This window comes from Streptomyces sp. NPDC127129 (genome assembly GCF_042671585.1).
Taxonomy (GTDB): Bacteria; Actinomycetota; Actinomycetes; order Streptomycetales; family Streptomycetaceae; genus Streptomyces.
In genome coordinates this window covers 147,769-165,705 of sequence record NZ_JBHXTV010000005.1, presented here as the reverse complement: position 1 = coordinate 165,705, position 17,937 = coordinate 147,769, and the positions used below count along the sequence as shown (strand labels likewise).

Genomic DNA, 17,937 nt, shown 5'->3' with positions numbered 1-17,937 from the left:
TCCTACCCCGCGGGGGCCTGGTCCTGGGCCGGCCCTTCCGCGGCGCCCGGGCCTCGGGGCGAGCGGTCGTGGGCGGCGTAGAGGGACCGCAGTCCGGCGAGGGCGTCCGGGGTCAGGGGCTCGTAGGGGCTCCCCTGCGCCGGGCGCCACCAGACCGGGTCCTCGCAGAGGAAGGAGTCCCGGCGCAGGGCCACGCGGTGGATCTTGTTGGTGGCGGTCAGCGGAAGCCTCGGGACGACACGTACGAACCGCGGGGGCATCTTGGTGCCCAGGTCCGGCTGGGCGGCGAGGAACGCGTCGAACGCGACCGGGTCGAAGTCGGCGCACCCGGAGGGGTCCTCGCGCAGGGCGATCGCCGTCATCACCTGGTCGCCCGCGACCGGGTCGGGTATCGCGTACACGGCGACACCGGCGGCGCGCTCCCAGCGGGACAGGATCTGCTCGATCACCGCCGCCGCGAGGTTCTCGCTGTCGACGCGCAGCCGGTCGTCGTCGCGCCCCGCGAACCAGAGGAAGCCGTCGGCCGTCCGGTAGAAGAGGTCGCCGGTCCAGAACCAGCCTCCGCGCGTCCGGGCGGCGTCCGCCTCGGGGTTGCGCCAGTAGCCCTCGAAGGGGTTCCGGCCGCGGTTGACGAGTTCGCCGATCGCCGCGGAGGCGTTGAGGAGCCGGCCGTCGGGCGAGAGGACGGCGGGCGCGCACTCCTCGCCCGTCGCCGGGTCCACCACCGCCAGGTCGTCCCCCGGCGCCGCCCGCCCGATGGCTCCGGTCGGGGTGTCCGGGGTCCGCTGGATCGCCGCGCCGCCCTCCGAGGAGCCGTAGCCCTCGACGAGCCGGGCCCCGAACCGTGCCTCGAAGCGGGCCGCGTCCACGGCCCCCGCCTCCGTACCGAAGCCGAGCCGCAGCCGGTGCTCGCGGTCGTCCGGACGCGGCGGCGTGGCCAGCAGGTACTGGACCGCCCGGCCGACGTACGTGAAGTAGGTCGCGCCGAACTCCCGTACGTCCGGCAGGAAACGGGAGGCGGAGAACCGGTCCCGCAGCGCCACGCCCGCCCCGGCCGCGAGCGCCGGCGCCCAGTCCGCGATGACCGCGTTGCCGTGGAACATCGGCATGCAGACGTAGTGGACGTCCTCGGGCTGCACGCCGAAGTGGTCGACGAGCGAACGCCCGGCGGCGGCGAGCCGGCCCTGGCTGCAGATCGCCGCCTTGGGCGCGCCCGTCGAGCCGGAGGTGAAGTAGAGCAGCATCCGGCTGTCGGGGCGCACGGGGCGGACGGTGACCTCTCCCGGCTTGGCACCCTTGAAGGGGGTCAGCAGCTCCCGGTAGGCGTCCGTGTCGGTCACCAGGACGCGTACGCCCGGCAGGGGAAGGCCGTCGAGCAGGGGAAGGTACGCGCGCTGGGTGACCAGGACGCGGCAGTCGGTGTGAACGATGTCGCGGGCCAGTTCGGCGCCGCGCCGGGTGGGGTTGATGCCGGCGACGGCGGCCCCGGCGAGGGCCGCCGCGCTCAGCCAGAGCGGGAATTCCGGCGTGTTGTCGAGCAGTACCCCGAGGTGCGGCTCGGCACCCCGGGGCAGCAGATCGACGAGGAGCGCCGCCCGTGCGGCGGCTTGGGCGGCGACCTGGTGATGGGTGAGGACCGTGTCCTCCGTCCTCAGCCCGACCCTGTGGTCGCCCCATTGCCGACGCACGAGCTCCGCCACGGTGGGTTCGGTCATGCACCGGACGGTAACTGACGCTACGTCAGAACTGAACATCCGAGCACGCGTAGAACGCGTTCCCGGTGTCCGCGATCGTCCAGACCGCGAGGATGAGATGCCGTCCGGACTTGCCCGCCGGGATGGTCCCGGAGTGCGAGAGCGTGGCCGGGGGCTGTGCGTTGTTGTAGGGGACGGTCAGGAACGGCTGGGGATCGAGCGCCGCCCTGGTGAGCTTCTGGCTGCCGTTCCAGCCGTTCTTGGTGATGTAGTACTTGAAGTCGGTGGTGCTGTGGCGGGCGGTGAACTGCCAGCGGAAGGTGTGGCTCTGGCCCGCGGTGAGCCGCGTGGTGGGCCAGGCGCCGCCCCGGGGGTCGTCGAGCTGGGAGAACCGCGAGTTCCCGCCGGCACAGATCGTGCCGTCGGCGGGTCCGGCGGACGGGAAGCCCTTGAGGCCCTCGACCGACTGCGGCTCCCACTGGATGCTGCCGCAGTTGGTCACGGTGCCGTTGGCGCAGAGCTTCTGACGACTGATCGGGGAGTCGGTGTACCCGTGGCTGCCGGCGCTGCCGGTGGCGAAGAGGGAGGCGCCGGCGACGCCGAGCGCCACCGCCGCCACGCCTATCTTTTTGCGCATGCTGTCGCTCCTGGTGAACGTGGGGGAGTTCCGAGCCGTGCTGCACGCGTGCGGGTGGTGCTGTGGTGCTGGTGCTGGTGCTGGTGCTGGTGCGCTTGCGCTTGTGCGGTAGTGCCTATTCCGGTCTAGACCAAGTACCAAGGTATTGACGGAAGTTGAGCATGTCCATACCGGTCACGAACCCCGTCACGCGCCTTCCACGGGCCCGGTGCGGCCGGTGTAGAACGCCACCGTCAGGTCCTTGACCAGCGACTTGCGCTCGTAGTCGTCCAGCTCGACGAGACCACGCGTGGTCAGCCGGTGGACCACGTCGTCCACGGCGTCCACGACGGAGGTCAGCACGCTGTCACGGTGCTTGGCATCGATGGCGGCGATCCGGCGGCGCTGCATCGCCGCCGCGATCTCGGGGGCGTACTCGATACGGGTCGGCTGCGCCGAGAACACGTCGATCCCCACCGGGGCGCACTCCGCGGAGAGCATCCGGGTCAGCGCCTCGCCGACGGCCTCCGCGTCGCGCAGGGTCGGGGCGTCCTCGTGGAAGGCGTCGGCCGGGAGCTGGGACAGGACGCGGGCCATCGCCGCCTCGACCTGCTCGCGCAGGTAGTCCTCATGGCCGTCGACGCCGAGCGCGGCGCGGACGGTGTCGCGGATGCGCCAGACGACGAGGACGACGACCCGGAGCGCGGTGCCCTTGGCGTCGACCGCGGAGAGCGGCTCGCTGCGCCAGTGGCGCAGCCGGATGTCCACGCGGCGGCGCAGGAGGAGCGGGCTGACCCAGACGAGGCCGGTACGGCGGACGGTGCCCCGGTAGTCGCCGAAGAGGGTGAGGACCCAGGCGTAGCCGACGCGGCCGCGGCCGAGACCGCCGAGGGAGAAGAGGGTGAGCAGGACCCCGAGGGCGAGGAGCGCCCACTGGCCGAGGTGGATGCCGTGGTACGGACGCGGGGGCAGCCGGAGCATGCGCGTGAGCTGGTCGGGCACGGCGCCGACCCACCACAGGACGGCGGCGCACCCGATGAGCGCGAGCGCCCCGGCGACGACCCCGGTCCACCCGGGCAGCACGGCCCCGTCCCGCTCGACGAGCTTGGGGTCGGCGGTGGGGGCGGGGCGGGAGGGCTCGGGGCGGGAGGGGGCGGGGATGACGGCCTTGGGAACGGGTGCGGGGACGGGGGCGGCCATGGCGACGGTGGCGGGCCCGCCGTCGTCGTCGGCGTCGGGCTCCTTCCGGAAGAGCAGGTGTACGGGGATGGAGCCGGTGGTCTCCGCCCCGATCACGTTCTTCCGCCGCCCCCCGTGCCGCACGGCCACGTGAGGCTCGGCGACTACAGGCACGGCGACGACCCCGACGTCCCCGTGAACGATCCGCCGAGGATCGAACCGCGCCGCGCCGGGACGGCGCGGCGACGTGTCGGAGTCGTTGGCGCCGACGGCGGAGGCGTCGGGCTTCTTGGCGTCGACCTCAGGGGCGGCGCCGGAGGCGTCGGGCTTCCTGGCGCCGGCGGCGGGAGCGCCCACGGCGTCGGGCTTCTTGGCGCCGAGGCCGGCGGCGGGATCGCCGGGAGTAGGGGCGCCGTTCGCGGAGTCGGCCGGAGCGCTGGGCGCATCGGCCGCCTGGCGGGCGGCGGTAAGGCTCGTCGCACCCACGGGCGTACGGGCCCCGGACGCCGCAGGGCCGGCGACGGAGGCCGTACGGACAGCCCCAGGGCCGGCAGGAAGCTCGGGCCCGGAGGTTCCCGGCGTACGGGCGCCGGTCGCGGCAGCGGCCGGGGCGCCGGAAGCGTCGGCCGCCGGGCGCGCGGCGGAGGGCGTGGCGGCGACAGCGCCCGGGGAAGCCGACTGACCACCGGGAACGGCGGCCGCATCCCCCACCGGGCGAGCGGGCGCCGGGGTGCTGGGCGCACCGACCGCACCCGTCGCCGCACCCGTCGCCGCATCCGGCGTCGCCGCCGTGCGCGGCTCCGCGGTCGCAGCCGCGCCGGGGGTGGAGCCGTTCACGGCGTGAGGCAGGCCACCGGTGGCAACCGGTTCCGCCGACGCTCCCTCAGAAGCTTTCGCGGCGTGGCCCTCTGGGGCGCTGGACGGGCCGGCGGGATCCGCTGCCGCGGGAAGACCCGGCCCCTTCGGCTCCGCCTGCTCGGCTTCCGGGGTGCCCGCGCCCCGGTCGGCCGAGGGACCCGGTTCCGTCACCGACGCTGCCGCCCTGGTCGCGGCCGCCGGTGCCGAAGCACCCGGCGCAACCGGCACCTGGGGCCCCGGCCCCCCGGCGACCGGGGCCGAACCGCCCGAAGCAACCGGGGCCTCCGGGGCCGGCGCTCCGGCGACCGGGGCCGAAGCGCCCAGCGGCTCCGGGCCCGGCGTCGCCGGCCGTCCGGCGACCGGGGCCGAAACCTCCAACCCGACCCGGCCCTCCGGGGACGAAGCCTCAGGAGCAGTCGAGCCCTCGGCGGCCGGGACCGAAGCGTCCGCGGCAGTCGGGCCTCCGGCATCCGGGACCGAAGCCTCGGCCGCAGTCGGGCCCCCGGCGGCCGCGGCCGGGGCCGGGCCCTCCGGGGACGAGGTGGCCGAAGGCGGCGGCGCGGACGGGGTGGAAGTCTCCGATGCCGCGCCGGCCTCGCCCGTCGGCTCCGGCGCAGGGGCCGACGGTCTCGGGCCGCGCGGCTCCGCCGTCAGACGGCGGGCCGTGCGGGCCGCGTCACGGCTGGCCGCCGCGCCCGAGTCGGGGTGTGGCGTCGATGCGGTCATGGGGTCCACCTCATGTTCTCGGGGTCATCGGAACAAGCGCCGCCAGGTCTCCGGGCCCGGGTAGCCGTCGGCCGCGCCGCCGCGCCATCCCTGTGCCCGCTGGAACGCCTCGACATTGCGACGGTCCGCCTCGCTCCAGCGCGGACCGGGACCCGACAGGTAGTGCTTGCCGTAGCCCCGCTTCACCAGCTGTTTGCCCAGCTTCTCCACATATGCGTTGGATTGGCCCGGACGGAAGTAGCCACGCCCGGGGAACCCCGCCGCATTCGCGCTCGGACCCCCCGAACCACTCGAACCGCCGATGCTGCGCCCCGTGCCCGCCACCAGCAGGCGCCAGGTGTGCGGCCCGGGCATCCCGTCCGCCTCCTTGCCCTGCCACCCCTGCGACCGCTGGAACGCCGCCGTCGCCAGACGGTCCGCCTCGCTCCAGCGCGGGCCCGGGCCCTGGCGGTAGTACTGCTTGCCACCGCGCTGCACGAGCAGCTGTCCGAGCCGGGTGACGTGCGCGTTGTTCGCGCCGGGGCCGAACATCTCCGAGCCCGGGTACGCCGTCGCCGTCGCGGCCGGGCCGGCGGCACCGCCGCCCCCGACGGCACCCCCACCGCCGCTGCCGCCGCCGACCACGCCCTTGTAGCGGTAGGCCACGTACCGGGCCGAGTTCTTCCAGTACGCCAGCGGCGTCGCCTGCCGCCTCGTGCGCGGCTTGGTCTGTTCGTACGCGATGTACGACGTGTGCGTGTAGTCCGTCCAGCCTCCGAAGACCGTGACGTGGGAGCCCTTCGTCGGATTGGCCGGGTTGTGGAAGAGCAGGATGTCGCCGGCCTGGAGGTCGGCCCGGTCGATCCGGTCCCCGAAGCGGTCCAGGCTGCCGGTCCACTCGTTGGCGCGCAGGTTCCACACCATCGAGACGTAGCCCGAGCAGTCCTGGCGGTAGCCGTCGGACCAGTACCGCTCCATCGAGTACGGGACCTGGGCGTTCACCCACCGCTTGGCGCGGTTGACGATCTCTGTGCGGGTGGTCTTCCGCAGGGACTGGACGGAGACCTGACTGGTCGTCGGGGTCGCGGCGGGCGAAGGCTGCTGCGGACCCGGGCCGGCCGCTCCGTGCAGGGGCCCGGCGCTGCCCTGAGGCGTGTCGGGCCCGGGCGCGGCGACTCCCCCCGCCACCGCCGCCGCGTCCACCGCCGCCGTCGCCTCAGCCGCCGTCGCGCCCGCCGTCGCGTCCGCCGGAGTGACGGGCGTCGTGGAGCCCGGCTGGCGGGCCAGCGCGCTCGCTCCCCCGCCACCGAGGACCACTCCCGCCGCGGTCACCATGACCAGCGCGCGGCGCGCCCCGTGCGCCGCCGGATGACCGCCCGCCCGGACGGGCAGGCCAAGGGCGAGATCGCGCCGCTGCCGGGCGCAGCCCGCGCAGCCGCAGTCGGCCGCGGGCTCGTACTCCTCGAAGACCGGCACACTCATGCGAATCCCCTCCACACTCGTCAAGATCTTCTGGCGTGGTGCACGGGCGCCAGTGTCTCAACTGTCCGGACATATCACATTTTGACGGATCGAAGGCCCGATACGACCATCCGACAGGCCGGAAGAACCGGTAATGGTCGGGAGCACTCTCGGACGTCGGGTAGAGTTACGCAGGTCAGCAGGCGCCGCTAGCTCAGTTGGTTAGAGCAGCTGACTCTTAATCAGCGGGTCCGGGGTTCGAGTCCCTGGCGGCGCACGCAGAGTCAAGGCCCCCTCACCACCGGTGAGGGGGCCTTGATCGTTTGCCGTGCGCTCCCCCCGTACTCCCCGCCCCTCAACCGCTTGCCGCGGACGCCGGGTTGAACCGTGCGCACGTGTCTTCGGACCGTACGGAACCGGCCGATCTCAAGGCGTCCCGGAGGTTGTCCGCCCCCGCGGCGGGCGCCCGTTCTAGAGTTGCGGAATCCGAACCTCCCGCGGCGGCGCCGGGCTTCTCCCGCAGCCCGTGCGCCCGCGGTCGAGGACCGGCCCGGCCGCCGGGCGCGTGGTCCGCCAGATGGACCCGACGATCAGATGCCCGCCGGCCGGGCCCGGGCCGCCTCCTCCCCCGGCCGTCCCTCACACCCCGTCCCTCACGCCCCGGCGGTCACGCCCCGCTCGCCCCCGCCGCCCGCGTCGCCCCCGTGAGGTACGCGGAGACGACGACGTTCGCCGTGTACGCACCGGACTCGCGGTCGAAGGTCCCGCCGCAGGTGATCAGGCGCAGCTCCGCCCGGCCGTCCTCCCGCTGCCCGTACACCTTCCGCGCGTCGAAGCCCTCCCGGGGAAAGACCCGCACGTCGTCCACGGTGAACTCGGCGACCGAGCCGTCGGCGCGGGTCACCCTGACCGTGGCGCCCGGGCGGGCGGCGCTCAGCCCGTAGAAGACGGCGGGTCTGGTCTGGGTGTCGACGTGGCCGACGAAGAGCGCCGCGCCCTCCGCTCCGGGCCGGGTGCCCGTACGGAACCAGCCGACCGACTCGGGCATCTCGTACGGCGGCGGGTCGACCGCCCCCGTACCGTCCAGGCCGCGCCCGACCACCGGCGCCGCGATCCCGAGCGACGGAATCTCGACCCGGCGCGGCTCCGCGGGCTCGATGGGCGCGTGCGCCGGGGGCAGGGCCGCACCGGCCGGACGGCCGACCGCGGCTATGTCGCCCGTCGTGGGGGCGGAGGTGCCGCCCGGTCCGTCCGTGATCTCCCGGCCCCAGAGCCAGAGCCCGAGGAGGAGGACCGCCCAGGTCGCCCCGGTCAGCATCCGCCCACTGCCGGACCCGGCGGACCCGGTGGACACCTCAGTCGCCCGCCCCGCGCCGGCGCGCGCTGCGGACGGCGACGGCCACCGAGGCGATCGCGGCCAGCCCCAGGCCGACCAGGGTGTACGGCGTGCCGAGCCCGTTCTCGCTGGTGGTCTGGGCGACACCCGGCGCCACGGGGGGTACGGCCGGGACCGCGAGGGCCGCGCCGCCGCCCCCGGCCCGCACCGGGGCGTACGGGGTGGAGTGATGCGTGGGCTCGTGCGTCGGCTCGTACGTGGGCTCGTGGGTGGGTCGATGCGTCGGCTGCGGCTTGTGCTTCTCGACGTGGACCACGCCGACGTCACGGTGCTCGCGGCCGTCGCAGGTCACGCTGACCTTGTACGTACCGCTCGCCAGCCCCGACCTGATCGTGGTGTCGCCGGAGAGGCCGTGGCCGCCTCCGTAGGCGCCGGTGAGGTCGGCGGCCGCGACGAACGCCTTCGACGAGGCGGCGCCGGTGGTGCCCTTGCAGCCCTGGACGCGGACCTCCACATCGGCGCCGGGCTTGGCCGTGGCCGGGTGGACCGTGGCCTTGACGCCGTCCCCGGCGAAGGCGGTACCGGCCGTCGGCGCCAGCACCAGGATGGCGGCCGCCCCTGCGGCACGGAGAGCAATGGGACCTGAACGCATCGTGACCTCCTGATACTGGCAGGGTCACCCGTTTCGCCCGCTCTCGCATCCGCAGGGGGTCCGGTCGGGCGTCCGACCGGGCCCCCTGCGGAGCCGCTACACCCGGTCCACGAGGTCGGCGATCGACTTGACGATCTTGGACGGGCGGAACGGGAAGCGGTCGATCTCCGCCTGCGTCGTCAGACCGGTGAGGACCAGGAACGTCTGCATGCCCGCTTCGAGGCCGGCCAGGATGTCGGTGTCCATCCGGTCGCCGATCATGGCGCTCGTCTCGGAGTGGGCACCGATGGCGTTCAGGCCGGTGCGCATCATCAGCGGGTTCGGCTTGCCCGCGAAGTACGGGTCCTTGCCGGTGGCCTTGGTGATCAGCGCGGCGACGGAACCGGTGGCCGGCAGCGGGCCCTCCAGGGAGGGGCCCGTCTCGTCGGGGTTGGTGCAGATGAAGCGGGCGCCGGCGTTGATGAGCCGGACGGCCTTGGTCATGGCCTCGAAGGAGTACGTCCGGGTCTCGCCGAGGACCACGTAGTCCGGGTCGTGGTCGGTGAGGACGTAGCCGATGTCGTGCAGCGCGGTGGTCAGGCCCGCCTCGCCGATGACGTAGGCGGTGCCGCCGGGGCGCTGGTCGTCGAGGAACTTGGCGGTGGCGAGCGCCGAGGTCCAGATGTTCTCGACCGGCACCTGGAGGCCCATGCGGGCGAGGCGCGCGTGCAGGTCGCGGGCGGTGTAGATCGAGTTGTTCGTGAGGACCAGGAACGGCTTGCCGGTGTCCCGCAGCTTCGTGATGAACGCGTCGGCGCCGGGGATCGGGACGCCCTCGTGGATGAGGACTCCGTCCATGTCCGTGAGCCAGGATTCGATCGGCTTGCGCTCTGCCATGGGTGCGGGACTCCTGCCGTACAAGAAGTGCGGTGTGCTGGGGGCGACGCGACGGCGCTGTGGCGACGCCCCCAGCCTAATCAGGAAGTGCTGACCTTGACCCCGTCGATCACCCAGTACCAGTTGTTGGACCCGGTGTAGCGGAAGCGGAAGCTCACGCTGGACGCCCCCGCGGGGACGTTCACGGTGAGCGACTGGGGCTGGGAGATCACGTCGGCGGTGTAGTTCTTGACGACCGTCGGCGCACCGCCGTTGAAGACGGCCTGGACCTGGGCGGTCTGGCTGCCCTCCTGGCGGTAGAAGGTGGTGAAGTCGAGGGTCGCCCGCGTCTTGCCGGAGACGTTGTACGCGGGGGTGACCAGTGTCGAGTCGTACGTACCGGAGAACGACTTGTCGGACCACTCGTCGGAGTCGGCGACGGCGAAGACGCCCCGGGCGCGGACGTTCAGCTCACGGGACTGGTCGCGTTGGGTGCGGGACCAGAACTCGTCCGTCGCGAAGGACCACCCGCGCCACTCCGTCATGCCGCCGGTGCCCATGGCGTTGTTGATCACGGACCAGCCGCTGGGCGCGGTGCGGGTGAAGCCGAGCACGCCGGCGGGGATGCCGGACTCGTCCACGCGGCCGCCGAGCGAGGAGTGCAGCGCGTCGAAGGGGTCGGTGGAGCGCTGCTGGACCGGCTTGCCGTCCAGGCCCCAGGAGGCGTCGGGGACGATGCCGAGCTGGTGGAAGACGGTCGCGGCGACGTCCACGAGACGGGTGTCGATGGGACGGGCGCCGGCCGCGATGCCGGGGCCCTGGGCGAGGACGAACGTACGCCGCTCCTCGATGGCGGACCCGCCGTGGCCGCCGCCGTCGGTGTGGCCGTGGTCGGTGGTGACGATGACGGTCCAGCGCTCGGTGGCGTACGCGGGGCGGGCCTTGATCGCGGCGAGGAGGCGGCCGAGGTAGCCGTCCTGGACGGCGATGGCGTCGAGGTACTTCTGGCTGGCGGCGCCGTAGGAGTGGCCCATCTCGTCGGTCTCGCCGAAGTAGACGAAGAGGACGTCCGGGTTCTGGTTGCGGAGGACGTCCTCCGTGATGTCGGTGATGATCTTGTCGTTGACGGCGTAGTCGTTGTTGTACACGAGCTTGGCATCGGCGCCCGGGGTGACCGTGCCGTGCGTGTCGAGCTCGGGCCAGTCGACGGCGGCGAAGAGCGAGAGACCGGGGCGGACCTGGTTCAACCGGGCGAGGAATCCCGGGTACTTGGCGTAGTTCTTGCCGGTGAAGGTGTTGTCCCTGACGCCGTGCTTGTCGGGCCAGACGCCGGTGGAGATGGTCGACCAGCCGGGGCCGGAGGACGTGGCCGCCATCGGGTTGGCGTAGAGCAGCGACAGGCCGTACGTGCCGTTCGCCATGAGGGACTTCATCGTCGGCGCGTTCGCGGCGTCGATCCGGTCGTACCGCAGGCCGTCCATGCCGACGACGAGCACCTTGTCCTTGCTGGTGCCGTTCGGGAGCGTGGGGGCGGCGGTGGTGGCGGCGTGGGCGGCCGGCGCTGCGGCGACGGTGCCCGCGGCGGCGAGGGCGGCGGTGGCACCTGCGGCGGCGAGCACGGTGCGGCGGGGGACGCCGGTGGACTGGTCCGTGGACATGCCGGTGATCGGCATCTGGATCCTCCGTGGAGAGGGAGAAACGGGGCGAGGACACACCAACGCCCCCGATTCCTCGGGGGCGTTGGTCCGTACCCGTTATCTTTCCGCTACATGCGGAGGGATTCCAGGGCCGTGCGGTGAACTCTTGGAAGCCCGCGGTTAGCTTCCGGTGGCCGTCTTCCAGGCGTCGACGTACGTGGTCAGGTTCTTGTCGATGTCGGCCCAGTCGGGCTCGAAGATCTCGACGCCCTCGACCAGCTCGGCCAGCTCGATCGCGTTGGCGTCGGTCGCCTTGACGTCCTTGCGGGCCGGGAAGCCGCCGCCGATCGAGCTGACCTCACGCTGGGCCTGCTCGCCGAGCATGAAGTCGAGCAGCTTCTTGCCGTTCTCGGTGTGCGGGGCCTCGGCGACCAGGCCGGCGGCGTACGGCAGGGCGAAGGTGGTCGGCCTGGCGCCGTCCTTGGCCGGGAACCAGATGCCGAGGTTCGGCATGGACTTCGACTGGGCGAAGTTCATCTGGACGTCGCCGTTGGCGACGAGTATCTCGCCCTTGTCGACCTTGGGGGCGAGCTTGGAGGTGGAGGAGGACGGGCCGACGTTGTTGGCCTGGAGCTTCTTCAGGTACTCCATCGCCGGCTCCTGGCCGCCGAAGTCGTGCATCGCCTTGATGACGACGGCCGTGCCGTCGCCCGCGACACCGGGGGTCGAGTACTGCAGCTTGTTCTCGTACTTCCCGTCGAGGAGCTCCTCCCAGGTCCTGGGGGCCTCCTTCAGCTGCTGCTTGTTGTAGATGAAGCCGAAGTAGTTGTTGACGACGGAGGTCCACTTGCCGTCGTCGGCCTTGTCGGCGCCGTCGACCTGGTCCGAGCCCTTCGGGGTGTACGCCTGGAGAAGCCCCTTGGAGTCGGCCTGCTGGATGAAGGGCGGGAGGGTCACGATGACGTCGGCCTGGGTGTTGCTCTTCTCGCGGACGGCGCGCTGCACCATCTCGCCCGAACCGCCCTCGACGTACTTGACCTTGATGCCGGTCTCCTTCTCGAAGTCGGCGAAGACCTTGTCGTACCAGCCGTCGCCCTTCTCCCCCTTCAGACCGTCCGCGCTGTAGACGGTGACGACCTTCTCGTCGGAGGCTGCGGAGGAACCCCCGCAGGCGGTGAGGGTGGCGGCGAGGGCGAGGCTGCCGGTGACGGCGGCGATCGGCTTGACGAACGTGGACGAGGTACGCATAACGTCGTTCTCTCCTGAGGGAATTAGCGGTAGGACGCCTTGGTACGGACACGGGAGACGGCGAGCAGGACGAGCAGGGTTGTGGCCATGAGGACCACGGCGAGCGCCGAGCCGGTGAAGAGGGAGCCCCGGTCGGTGGCGGTGAAGATCAGCACCGGCAGCGGCAGCCAGTCCGGCGGGTAGAGCATCATCGTGGCGCTCAACTCGCCCATGGAGAGGGCGAAACAGAGCCCCGCGGCCGCGTTCAGCGACGGCAGCAGGAGCGGCAGGCGGACCCGGAGCAGAACGTAGGCGGGGCGGGCGCCGAGGCTGGCCGCCGCCTGCTCGTACATCGGGTCGAGACGGAGGATGGCCGCCGAGACCGACTGATAGGCGAACGCCGTGACAAGGACGGTGTGCGCCAGGATCACGATCCAGCGCGTGCCGTTCAGCAGCACGGGCGGCTGCGAGAAGGCGACCAGGACGGCCAGACCGACGACGACCGAGGGCACGGCGACCGGCAGCATGAACAGCGCGTCGAGGAACCGGCGGCCGTTCTTCCGCAGGGCGTTGGCGGCGAGCGCCGCCCATGTGCCGACGGTCAGCGCGAGCAGGCTGGCGGTGACGGCGGTGACCAGGCTGGTGGTCAGCGCCTGGAGCGACTCGCCCCGCACGGCGGCCGTGTAGTGCTCGGCGGTCGGCCCGGAGGGGAAGGCCCCGGACCAGTTCGTGGAGAACGACGCTGCGACGATCACGAGGAGCGGGAGGGCGAAGAGCGGGACGAAGAGGACCGCGAAGACGGTCCAGGCCGTCCACTTCCCGGTACGGCTATGCACCAACACGACGGCCCACCACCCGGTAGAGGCCGTAGAGGCCCACGGAGATCGCGACGTTGACGACGGCGACGACACAGGCGGCGGCGTAGTCGGATTCGAGGATGGCCTTGCCGTACACGAGCATCGGGAGGGTCGTGACGCCCTTGGCGCCGGTGAAGAGCACGATCCCGAACTCGTTCAGGCACATGACCAGGACGAGGCTTCCGCCGGCGGCGAGCGCGGGAAGCGCCTCGGGCAGGATCACCTGCCGGACGATCCGCAGCGGCTTCGCGCCCAGGGAGGAGGCGACCTCCAGCTGCGCGGTCTCCATCTGCGAGAACGCGGCGAGGAGCGGACGCATCACGAAGGGCGTGAAGTACGTGATCTCGGCGAGGAGAACCCCCCAGGGCGTGGTAAGGAACTGGAAGGGCCCGGCCTCGGCGCCGGTGACGTCCGTCCACAGACCGTTGGCCATGCCGACCGTGCCGTAGAGGAAGAGGAGCGCGAGGGTGATCAGGAAGGACGGGAAGGAGAGGAAGACGTCGATGAACTTCGACACCGCCTTCCCGCCGGGGAACGGCACGAACGCGATGACGAGCGCGAGCACGAACCCGAGGACGAGACAACCGACGGTGGCGCCGACGGCCAGCCACACGGTGGTGACGAGCGCCTCCTGGAAGGCCTCGGACCCGAAGACGTCGGCGTAGGCGCCGGGAGCGAGGGACTCCTGGACGACGAGGGCGAGCGGGTAGAGGAAGACGAGGGCCAGGACGGCGACGGGCGGCAGGGCCCACAGGACCGTCGTGGGCATACGTCGCGCAGGGGCGATGGGGGTCCCCCCGGACACAGTCCGGGGGAGGGTGGACGCCGCACCACGGGACCGCTCGGCCGTCATGACCGGTGCGGACGGGTCACCCATCGGACACCCCCGCACCCAGCAGCACACCGTCCTCCGGCGCGAAGTGGAGGAGCACCTCGTCCCCCAGCGCCGGCGTCTCCCGCAGCTCGCGGACGTCCGCCTTCACACGGTGTCCCTCCACGTCGACGTACAGGCGGTGCGTCGACCCCCGCCACTGCACCTCCGCGATCCGCCCGCGCAGTGCGTTCGGGCCCTCGCCGAGGCCGACGAGGTGCGGCCGTACGCAGAGCGTCGCTCCCGCTCCCGGGGCGACGCCGTCGGTGGCGACCTTCAGCTCGGTGCCGCCGAACGTCACCCCGCCCGCGGCCACCGTCACCGGCAGCAGGTTCGCGTTGCCCACGAACGACGCCGTGAACTCCGTACGAGGACGGCGGTACAGGTCCTGCGGCGTGCCGCAGTCCTGGAGCCGGGCCTTGTCCATGACGGCGATCCGGTCGGCGAGGGTCAGCGCCTCCACCTGGTCGTGGGTGACGTACAGGATCGAGACGTCCGGCAACTCCCGGTGCAGCCGCGCCAGTTCGGCGAGCATCCCGGAGCGCAGCTGCGCGTCGAGCGCGGACAGCGGCTCGTCGAGGAGCAGGACGTTCGGGCGGATGGCGAGCGCCCGCGCGATCGCGACGCGCTGCTGCTGGCCGCCGGACAGCTCGCGCGGGTAGCGCCTGGCGTAGGCCGCCATCCCGGTCATCTCCAGGGCCTCGGCGACCCGCCCCGGGATCTCGGCCTTGGGTGCCTTCTGCGCCTTCAGGCCGAAGGCCACGTTGTCCTCGACCCGCATGTGCGGGAAGAGGGCGTACTGCTGGACGACCATGCCGATCCCCCGCTTGTGCGGCGGAAGGCCGGTGACGTCACGGTCGCCGATGAACACCCGGCCGGAGGCCGGCTGCACGAACCCGGCGACGGCGCGCAGCGCGGTGGTCTTGCCGGAGCCGGAGGGCCCGAGGAGGGCCATGACCTCGCCGGGCTCGACGGTCAGGTCGAGGGAGTCGAGGACGGTGTTCCCGCCGTAGGCGACGGAGACGGAGTCGAAGCGGATACCGCTGCGGGCGGCCGTGGGAGCGGGGGCGACCGGGCCGGCGGTACCGGGCGTGCCCGTCGCGACGACGGCGCCGGGCGCCGTCACCGGCCGCCCTCCGCCCGGGCCATCGCCGCCGGCAGTTCCGCGACCGACGCGAGGACATGGGTGGCGCCGTGCTCCTTGAGCGCGGCCTCGTCGTGCGCCCCGGTCAGCACGCCCGCCACGATCCCGGCGCCCGAGCGGATCCCGCCGAGCATGTCGTACGAGGTGTCGCCCGCGACCGCGATCCGCCGGACGTCGTCGACGGCTCCCGTACGGAGGAAGGCGCCGAGGACCATGTCCGGGTACGGACGCCCCCGCCCGCCCGCGTCCGCCGGGCAGAGGGTCAGCTCGACCAGGTCCCGCCAGCCGAGCGCGTCCAGGATGGCGTCCTGGGTGACCCGGGCGAAGCCGGTGGTCAGGACGACCGTCCGGCCCTCCGCCTTCAGCCGCTCGATCGCCTCGGCCGCGCCGGGGACCGGGGCGATCAGGCCGCCCGCGACCAGCTCTCCGTACGCCTCCTCGAAGGCGACGTTGGCCTGCTGGGCGCGGGTCTCGTCACCGCCGAAGAGGTGCCGGAAGACGGAGATCTTGGACTCGCCCATGGTGGCGCGGACGTAGTCGATCATCGTGGCCGGATCCTCGCCGAGGCGCTCGGCGGCGGCGCCGAACGCCCGCTCGACGAGGCCGCCGTCAGCGACGGTGGTCCCGGCCATGTCCAGTACGACGAGGTTGTACGTGTGGTTCTCGGTCATGGTGTTCACCAGCCCAGTTCGTTCGCGGTCGTCTCGGCGACGGCGGGCGAGCAGGTCATGCCGCGTCCGCCGGGTCCCGTCACCAGCCACACGCCCTCGCGGACCTTCTGCCGGTGCACGACCCGGCTGGTGTCGGTGCACTGCGCGTACACGCCCGCCCAGCGGCGCCTGATCTTCGGCAGCGGGCGGCCGAGGAAGGACTCGACGACGCGGACGAGGTGCTCGTAGGGGTCTTCGAGGGTGTCGAAGGCGAAGGGGTGCTCGTACTCGTGGGTGTCGCCGATGGTCAGCCCGCCGTCGAGGCGCTGCACCATGAGGAGCTGCATCTTGTGCGCGGCGGCGGTCGGGTCCTGCGCCTGGCCCGCGTTGAGGGCGTCCAGGGCCTCCGACCGGTACGCCGGGTAGTAGCGGAAGGAGTCGGCGTCAGCCACGGAGGTGGTCAGCGGCTCGCCGAGCGGGTCGGTCTGCATCATCTGCAGCCGCACACGGCGGACCGGGATGTCGCCGGCGATCTCGCGGACGAGGCCGCTGAGCGCGGCGCCGGTGCAGAGGACGACGGCGTCGCCGGTGTGGACCTCGCCGCGGTCGTCGCGTACCGCGCACGTGCCCATGCCCTCGGCGCCGGAGACGTCACGGACCTCGCGGTTCGGCAGGAAGGTGTACTTCCCGGAGGCCAGCAGGACCTTGCGCAGGGCGAGTTGGGCGGTGCGCGGCTCGACGGCCGCGTCGCGCTCGCAGAACAGGGCGGCCTGGAACTCCCCGCGCAGCGCGGGGTTGACCTGGCGGGCCTCGTCGGCGGTGAGCAGCTTGTAGCCGCGGGCGGCCGCGTCGGGCCGGGCGAGGGCGGCCTCGGCGACGGCCAGCTCCAGGTCGTTGCGTACGGGGGTGAGCGAGCCGATGGCCCGGAAGCCGAGCTCGGGCACGCGGGCGCCGATGCCCTCCCAGAGTTCGCGGGCGCGCAGCGCGGTGTCCAGCTCCTCTCCGCCCGCGCGGCCGCTCACCCATATCTGGCCGAAGTTGCGGAGCGAGGCTCCGCGCGCCTCGGCCTCGCGCTCGATGTGTACGACCTCGTGGCCGCGTTCCACTGCGTGCCAGGCGTGCATGGTTCCCACCACGCCGGCTCCTACGACGATCACCTTCATGCCGTTCACGGTCCTGGCGGTGCGTGACCCGGAGCGATCCGCGCGGCAACGGGACGGTGAACGGGGCGACAAGGTTGGCCTAGACCCGTTATCGTCCCGTTATCATCAGTGGGGGTGGGCCCTTCTCGGCTCAGGGTCGGCTCAGGTCGCCCAGCTCGGCTCAGCTCGGCTCAGCTCGGCTCAGGCCAACCGGCCCGGCTCTGGTCGGCTCGGGTCAGCCCTGCTGCCCCAGGTGCGCGGTGAAGCTGAAGCGGTCGCCGCGGTAGAGGGTGCGGACGCGCTCCAGCGGCCGGCCGGCGGTGTCGCGGGAGAGACGGTGGATCAGCAGCATCGGGAGCGCGGGCGGGGTGCCGATGAGCAGGGCCTCGCGCGGGGTGGCGAGCACGGTCTCGATCCGCTCGTCGGCGTCGCCGAAGCCGATGCCGAGCTGCTCGCTGAGGTAGCGGTAGAAGGAGGAGTCGGGGTCGAACTCGCCGTCCAGACCGGGGACGCGGGCCACCGACACGTACGTGCTCTCCAGCCCGACCCGCTCGTCGTCGGCGAGCAGCACGCGCTCCATGTGCCAGACGGGCTCACCGCGTTCGACGCCGATCTCGGGCGCGAGCGCGTCCGGGCAGGGGAAGCGGTCGAGCGAGATGAGGCTACGGCCGGGCCGTCGCCCCTGCCTCCGTACGCCCTCGGTGTAGCTGGCGAGCGAGAGCGGCTGCTCCAGCTTGGGCCCGGCGACGACGGTTCCGCGCCCCTGGCGGCGCAGCCGTCCTTCGAGGAGCAGCTCGCGCAGGGCCTGACGGACCGTCTCGCGCGAGACCTCGTAACGGACGGCGAGGTCCCGCTCGGTCGGCAGCAGCCCGCCCTCACCCAACTCGTCTATCAGCGAGGCGACTTTCGCCTTCACCGCGTAGTACTTGGGGATGCGTCCGTGCTCGGGGATGCCGGAGCGGATGGGTGCGCCAGGTGCCTGGTCGTTCGGGTAGTCCACGGGGGGATGCTCGCAGATGGGAATGAACGGGAGGGTGTACGGAGAGTGACTCG

General features: G+C 72.6%; 15 protein-coding genes and 1 tRNA gene. 1 reads left to right on the top strand and 15 read right to left on the bottom strand.

All coding sequences use genetic code 11. From position 1 onward, the window contains the following. Window positions 1-2 precede the first annotated feature (2 nt). The 4 genes from ACFVGW_RS11660 to ACFVGW_RS11645 form a co-directional block, all read right to left on the bottom strand. A complete protein-coding gene (locus ACFVGW_RS11660) occupies window positions 3-1,715 on the bottom strand; it encodes an AMP-binding protein (protein ID WP_385851819.1) in 1,713 nt (570 codons plus the stop codon). A 25-nt stretch (window positions 1,716-1,740) separates the two neighbouring features. Next, on the bottom strand, window positions 1,741-2,331 hold the full coding sequence (locus ACFVGW_RS11655; protein WP_385851818.1) for a lytic polysaccharide monooxygenase: 591 nt from the start codon (window positions 2,329-2,331) through the stop codon (window positions 1,741-1,743). 186 nt (window positions 2,332-2,517) lie between these two features. Further along, entirely contained in the window at window positions 2,518-3,975 is a 1,458-nt protein-coding gene (locus tag ACFVGW_RS11650; protein ID WP_385851817.1) for an SPFH domain-containing protein, read from the bottom strand. A 1,122-nt stretch (window positions 3,976-5,097) separates the two neighbouring features. After that, complete coding sequence (locus ACFVGW_RS11645) at window positions 5,098-6,534, bottom strand: peptidoglycan-binding protein (protein WP_385851816.1); 1,437 nt, start codon at window positions 6,532-6,534, stop codon at window positions 5,098-5,100. Window positions 6,535-6,716: 182 nt separating this feature from the next. On the opposite strand from ACFVGW_RS11645, the gene ACFVGW_RS11640 reads away from it, so the two are divergent. Continuing rightward, window positions 6,717-6,790, top strand: a tRNA-Lys gene (locus ACFVGW_RS11640). A 390-nt stretch (window positions 6,791-7,180) separates the two neighbouring features. Here ACFVGW_RS11640 and ACFVGW_RS11635 read toward each other — a convergent pair. The 11 genes from ACFVGW_RS11635 to ACFVGW_RS11585 form a co-directional block, all read right to left on the bottom strand. Continuing rightward, window positions 7,181-7,831 (bottom strand): class F sortase, encoded by a 651-nt coding sequence (locus ACFVGW_RS11635; protein ID WP_385851996.1) that lies wholly within the window; start codon window positions 7,829-7,831, stop codon window positions 7,181-7,183. 37 nt (window positions 7,832-7,868) lie between these two features. After that, complete coding sequence (locus ACFVGW_RS11630) at window positions 7,869-8,501, bottom strand: hypothetical protein (protein ID WP_385851815.1); 633 nt, start codon at window positions 8,499-8,501, stop codon at window positions 7,869-7,871. A 96-nt stretch (window positions 8,502-8,597) separates the two neighbouring features. After that, the gene (locus tag ACFVGW_RS11625; protein WP_352187495.1) at window positions 8,598-9,377 is read right to left on the bottom strand and encodes an HAD-IIA family hydrolase; all 780 of its coding nucleotides are present in this window, start codon (window positions 9,375-9,377) and stop codon (window positions 8,598-8,600) included. Window positions 9,378-9,457: 80 nt separating this feature from the next. Beyond that, a complete protein-coding gene (locus tag ACFVGW_RS11620; protein WP_385851814.1) occupies window positions 9,458-11,029 on the bottom strand; it encodes an alkaline phosphatase family protein in 1,572 nt (523 codons plus the stop codon). A gap of 144 nt (window positions 11,030-11,173) precedes the next feature. Continuing rightward, a complete protein-coding gene (locus ACFVGW_RS11615; RefSeq protein ID WP_383223964.1) occupies window positions 11,174-12,241 on the bottom strand; it encodes a 2-aminoethylphosphonate ABC transporter substrate-binding protein in 1,068 nt (355 codons plus the stop codon). Between the two features lie 23 nt (window positions 12,242-12,264). After that, a complete protein-coding gene (locus tag ACFVGW_RS11610) occupies window positions 12,265-13,062 on the bottom strand; it encodes an ABC transporter permease (protein WP_385851813.1) in 798 nt (265 codons plus the stop codon). Continuing rightward, complete coding sequence (locus tag ACFVGW_RS11605) at window positions 13,049-13,930, bottom strand: 2-aminoethylphosphonate ABC transporter permease subunit (protein WP_385851995.1); 882 nt, start codon at window positions 13,928-13,930, stop codon at window positions 13,049-13,051. The genes ACFVGW_RS11610 and ACFVGW_RS11605 overlap by 14 nt, the downstream gene beginning before the upstream one ends. A gap of 16 nt (window positions 13,931-13,946) precedes the next feature. Further along, window positions 13,947-14,987 carry an ABC transporter ATP-binding protein gene (locus ACFVGW_RS11600; protein ID WP_385851994.1) on the bottom strand — a complete coding sequence of 347 codons (1,041 nt, stop codon included), beginning with the start codon at window positions 14,985-14,987 and terminating at the stop codon, window positions 13,947-13,949. An 83-nt stretch (window positions 14,988-15,070) separates the two neighbouring features. Then, entirely contained in the window at window positions 15,071-15,763 is a 693-nt protein-coding gene (locus tag ACFVGW_RS11595) for a phosphonatase-like hydrolase (RefSeq protein ID WP_385851812.1), read from the bottom strand. Between the two features lie 5 nt (window positions 15,764-15,768). Then, complete coding sequence (locus tag ACFVGW_RS11590) at window positions 15,769-16,905, bottom strand: TIGR03364 family FAD-dependent oxidoreductase (RefSeq protein WP_383223971.1); 1,137 nt, start codon at window positions 16,903-16,905, stop codon at window positions 15,769-15,771. A gap of 214 nt (window positions 16,906-17,119) precedes the next feature. Beyond that, a complete protein-coding gene (locus ACFVGW_RS11585) occupies window positions 17,120-17,884 on the bottom strand; it encodes a GntR family transcriptional regulator (protein WP_352187488.1) in 765 nt (254 codons plus the stop codon). Window positions 17,885-17,937 lie beyond the last annotated feature (53 nt).

Bases quoted from the DNA above. Each gene is read 5' to 3' on its own strand.
- ACFVGW_RS11660 (WP_385851819.1), bottom strand. From the start codon at position 1,715: ATGACCGAACCCACCGTGGCGGAGCTCGTGCGTCGGCAATGGGGCGAC.
- ACFVGW_RS11655 (WP_385851818.1), bottom strand. From the start codon at position 2,331: ATGCGCAAAAAGATAGGCGTGGCGGCGGTGGCGCTCGGCGTCGCCGGC.
- ACFVGW_RS11645 (WP_385851816.1), bottom strand. From the start codon at position 6,534: ATGAGTGTGCCGGTCTTCGAGGAGTACGAGCCCGCGGCCGACTGCGGC.
- ACFVGW_RS11635 (WP_385851996.1), bottom strand. From the start codon at position 7,831: ATGCTGACCGGGGCGACCTGGGCGGTCCTCCTCCTCGGGCTCTGGCTC.
- ACFVGW_RS11630 (WP_385851815.1), bottom strand. From the start codon at position 8,501: ATGCGTTCAGGTCCCATTGCTCTCCGTGCCGCAGGGGCGGCCGCCATC.
- ACFVGW_RS11625 (WP_352187495.1), bottom strand. From the start codon at position 9,377: ATGGCAGAGCGCAAGCCGATCGAATCCTGGCTCACGGACATGGACGGA.
- ACFVGW_RS11620 (WP_385851814.1), bottom strand. From the start codon at position 11,029: ATGCCGATCACCGGCATGTCCACGGACCAGTCCACCGGCGTCCCCCGC.
- ACFVGW_RS11615 (WP_383223964.1), bottom strand. From the start codon at position 12,241: ATGCGTACCTCGTCCACGTTCGTCAAGCCGATCGCCGCCGTCACCGGC.
- ACFVGW_RS11605 (WP_385851995.1), bottom strand. From the start codon at position 13,930: ATGACGGCCGAGCGGTCCCGTGGTGCGGCGTCCACCCTCCCCCGGACT.
- ACFVGW_RS11595 (WP_385851812.1), bottom strand. From the start codon at position 15,763: ATGACCGAGAACCACACGTACAACCTCGTCGTACTGGACATGGCCGGG.
- ACFVGW_RS11590 (WP_383223971.1), bottom strand. From the start codon at position 16,905: ATGAAGGTGATCGTCGTAGGAGCCGGCGTGGTGGGAACCATGCACGCC.